At 44.2% G+C, this 3399-nt stretch carries 4 protein-coding genes and 1 pseudogene; all 5 read right to left on the bottom strand.

Annotated elements, in window-relative coordinates; translation table 11 throughout:
- Positions 1 to 198: pseudogene (locus WG89_RS28115) on the bottom strand (IS5/IS1182 family transposase); the annotation flags it as partial.
- A 52-nt stretch (positions 199 to 250) separates the two neighbouring features.
- Positions 251 to 718, bottom strand: a complete 468-nt coding sequence (locus tag WG89_RS28110) for a 2,3,4,5-tetrahydropyridine-2,6-dicarboxylate N-succinyltransferase (protein ID WP_062271044.1) — start codon at positions 716 to 718, stop codon at positions 251 to 253.
- 6 nt (positions 719 to 724) lie between these two features.
- Positions 725 to 1210, bottom strand: coding sequence for a GNAT family N-acetyltransferase (locus WG89_RS28105; RefSeq protein WP_062271042.1), 486 nt, complete (start codon positions 1208 to 1210; stop codon positions 725 to 727).
- Between the two features lie 24 nt (positions 1211 to 1234).
- Positions 1235 to 1978, bottom strand: a complete 744-nt coding sequence (locus WG89_RS28100; RefSeq protein WP_062271040.1) for a nucleotidyltransferase domain-containing protein — start codon at positions 1976 to 1978, stop codon at positions 1235 to 1237.
- 29 nt (positions 1979 to 2007) lie between these two features.
- Positions 2008 to 2946: a DUF4124 domain-containing protein gene (locus WG89_RS28095; protein WP_079254109.1), complete on the bottom strand. Its 939-nt coding sequence runs from the start codon at positions 2944 to 2946 to the stop codon at positions 2008 to 2010.
- Between the last annotated feature and the right edge of the window lie 453 nt (positions 2947 to 3399).

Below are 3399 nucleotides of genomic sequence, written 5' to 3'. Positions count from 1 at the left end.
TAGTGAAACCATCATGGCAGGATGCCAGCCTTTTGATCCTGTGCCTCGATAAGAATTGATCAGTGGAGACAGGTCGAGCTGGTCAACAACATCCACCACAAAGCGAGCCATATGACCTTCTGGAAGATAATCCTGGATGCTGGCAGGGAAAAGGTCGGGAGTGTTTCGGTCGACCGGTTTGAACTTCCACTTATTCATAGTGCTTTGAGTGTTACTGGTACTGGAATCAGGATTTTACCTGTTTTGCTGGTTAAGTCCGACAGGCTCCTAGCCTGACTCTGTCAGCATCCGCTATTCGGACACCGGCAGGTATCACGTAATCACTCATTCGAGGGAACTTATCAATGGAGCTGACCTGCAGATGATGATGTTCCTGACTGACCAGAGATCGAAGACGATTTACGGTTTCAGGCAATACAGGTCCAGCTGACGTCCAGGCAATGTTTGGCAGAACACCAAACAGTCCCTCAAGATTAATCTGATTGGGCTGAACTGAGCACTCCGATAGTAAGTGCAAGCGCAAGTATGCATCTTCTGTGGAAACCGGCCCCTCTTGTTCAGTGTCAATTTCAAGCTCAAAAGCCTCACCACGAACAACGCCGTATTTTTCTGCAAGGCAGGAACGCACTGGTTCAAGAATCGCTTCTGGAAACCAGGCATCCAGCGTTTTACCCGATTCGACATCAATATAACGATGACCTTGTCGCTTGATGATCATTCTTTGTTAACTCCAACGGGACAGAAAGGCTTCCAAATCTAACTCAAGCAGTGGGTCATCGTCATAGCTCTTTCCGATGATTTTGAACCCCAGGTTGGTGTAAAAAGCACGGGCCTTGTCAGCCTCTGGATGATGGGCAACACGCAGGATTTTATAATTTTTCTGATGCATTTCCCTGGCAATAGCCAGGACAGTCTGCCGACCAAAACCCTGACCTTGTCTACCCGGTTTGATCAAAAAATGATGAATCTCTGCAATAGAATCATCCATTTTCTCAAGCAGATAGGCATCATGGTAAGACTGTCCATAGCATACAAAACCTACGGCTTCTTCACCGTCTCTGATTAACACCGCAGACAAATCATCATGCACATAGCTGTGCCCAATCCAATGGGTGTTGTAATGAAGTTGATAGAGCTCGGGTGGCTCTGCCTTAATTCTTACTGCCTCAATCGCATTTTTCTGATTGAGGACTTCCAGTTTAAATGTCATAAAATTCTATTTCTCTTATTGTATTTATGGGGCTTTCAAATCTTCGCGCCACTCCTCAGGAGCAATCAGTTTATAGCCGTCAAACAGTAGCCCGCCATGATGGTTTAGAACCTGTTCAACCAATTTAATGACAGGTTCCGTTTCTCCTTTTTGGAACAGATGTTCGAAGGCCCGATTAAGTTGCTGTTGAAACGGTTCGTTACAAGCCTTCAAACGCCTGGGTATCGACTTGCCTTTGGCTGACCAGAGACCTTGAGTTCTCAAGTAGAAGTCCGCAAGTTTCTGATAAAGAGTGGAACTTGTTGCAACCAGTTCACTGTAATTTCTGGGAGCCCTGATATCATCGAGCATGTCCGTCAGAACATATCGAGCGGTATTGACCTCACTCTCAGATAACTGTGGTGGGCCAAGATCAAGAACCCGTCTGGCTTGTGATTTAACAGAAGCTGAGAAGGCTGTTGAAGCAGGCACTTCAATACCTTCTACCACCATATTCATTAATGAAGGTATGCCACTGGGTCGATCCACCTGGTTGAAGAAATACTCCAGAGTCTCAGGATCATGAACAAAGGCTTCAACAGGCATAGCGTCAAATATAAAAGACTCTCGATACGCTTCTTTTAGCGATTCATAGACAACCACCAGATCAAGATCGGAATATCGAGTTGCTTCTCCCCTGACATGGGAACCCGCCAGGAAAACCACTTCAGCATCAGGATAACGTTCTTCCTTGATTCTGTTCACCAACTCAAGATAAACATTTTCCATTGATCTTTTACTCCTTAGATAACACTAAGTCACAGCGCAAACTGACCTGACTCTTTCCTCTTAACCCATAACGACCACTTGCTTTCCAACGTACCCAGACCTCCAAAATATTCATCATCGACAAGGTAATAAGCAATGGTTCTGTCACCACGTTTATAGTTATGCATCAATCTGCTGATAAAATTGAGGCCAGTTGGAGATGAAAGCAACATACGTGTGAATTCACCTGCCTGAATTTGCAAGGCATAGTCGGTGTTTCTGTTCTGCTTTCGCCAGTCACGACTGGTCAGGGACATAAAATCCTTTATCGCTAACAGCTTGTCATCACTATCGTAACGACGAAGGTTGTACAAGTTAGTTCGATGAGAACCAATAAAGAGGGAGTCCTTCTGAATGCCAATGGTTTCCATATTTTCAGCTACACCCTCGTTGAGCCATGAAGGTACAAACGGGGTCAAAGTATCTGTAATCGCATGACTGACCTCATGCTTGATCGTAGAAAATGTTCTGTCTCTGTTTTTATGCTGATAGACCAGAATTTCATTGGTTTTCGGCAAATATCGACCCAACGTATGAACAGTAGTGCTTTTAGACTGTGCAGAGAGATCCTGGTGACGAAGGTTGTAATTCACATAGTCCTCTTTGCTACCAAAGATTCTTATAGAGACAGGAACGGTTTTATAAATATCAAAGAATAATTTCTTATCAAAAAACTGATAAACAGTATTAACGTCTCGCTGAATCCTTTGATGCTCCTGATCCGTAAGATCAAAACCGATGTCGATGATTTTAATGTCCATTTTCTGCCAGTTTGAGTCAGGCACATCAACATTCACTTCTTTTGCATCAGCCGATTTCGCATGGCTGCTGTAATGTCTGACTCCCTTCTCATCCACCCAGCTGTATATCTTTGCAATGGATGACAGAGAGATGAGCAATAAGTAAACAATACAAATCATCCTGATCATTTTGACTAGACTCTCAACTCAACTTATGCCCCAACAAAACAATGGGATGCCTTCTTATAATTACTTTTCAGCCATTCCATGGGCTTCTTGAACTCCTAGTGAAATTGAGCTCTAAACCCTATACCGTTCGCACTGAGCTTGTCGAAGTGCATTACCAGCATCCTTCGACAAGCTTGTATGTTTAACCTGTCTCTAATTATTTGTATAAAGTTAGAGGCGGGGGTGAGGGGCATCGACTGCTTACTGCCTTTCGGACAGACTGACTGAGAAATCCCCACCCACAAGCATGAGCGACGATTAGGAGCACTCCTACCTTACGGTAGACAATTTTTGCAAGCTAACGCCAGCTTGTGGTCACCCCCCCCGTATGAAGCTTAGATCTAGGTGACCGTTATGGAAACAATACTTAACTTCATTGGTATTGATGTGTCTTCGCAATGGTTAGACATTTGT

Origin of the sequence: Endozoicomonas arenosclerae (assembly GCF_001562015.1) — a bacterium.
Taxonomy (GTDB): Bacteria; Pseudomonadota; Gammaproteobacteria; order Pseudomonadales; family Endozoicomonadaceae; genus Endozoicomonas_A; species Endozoicomonas_A arenosclerae.
Note: the sequence above shows the minus strand (reverse complement) of the source record. Positions and strands in the feature narration are given on the sequence as shown.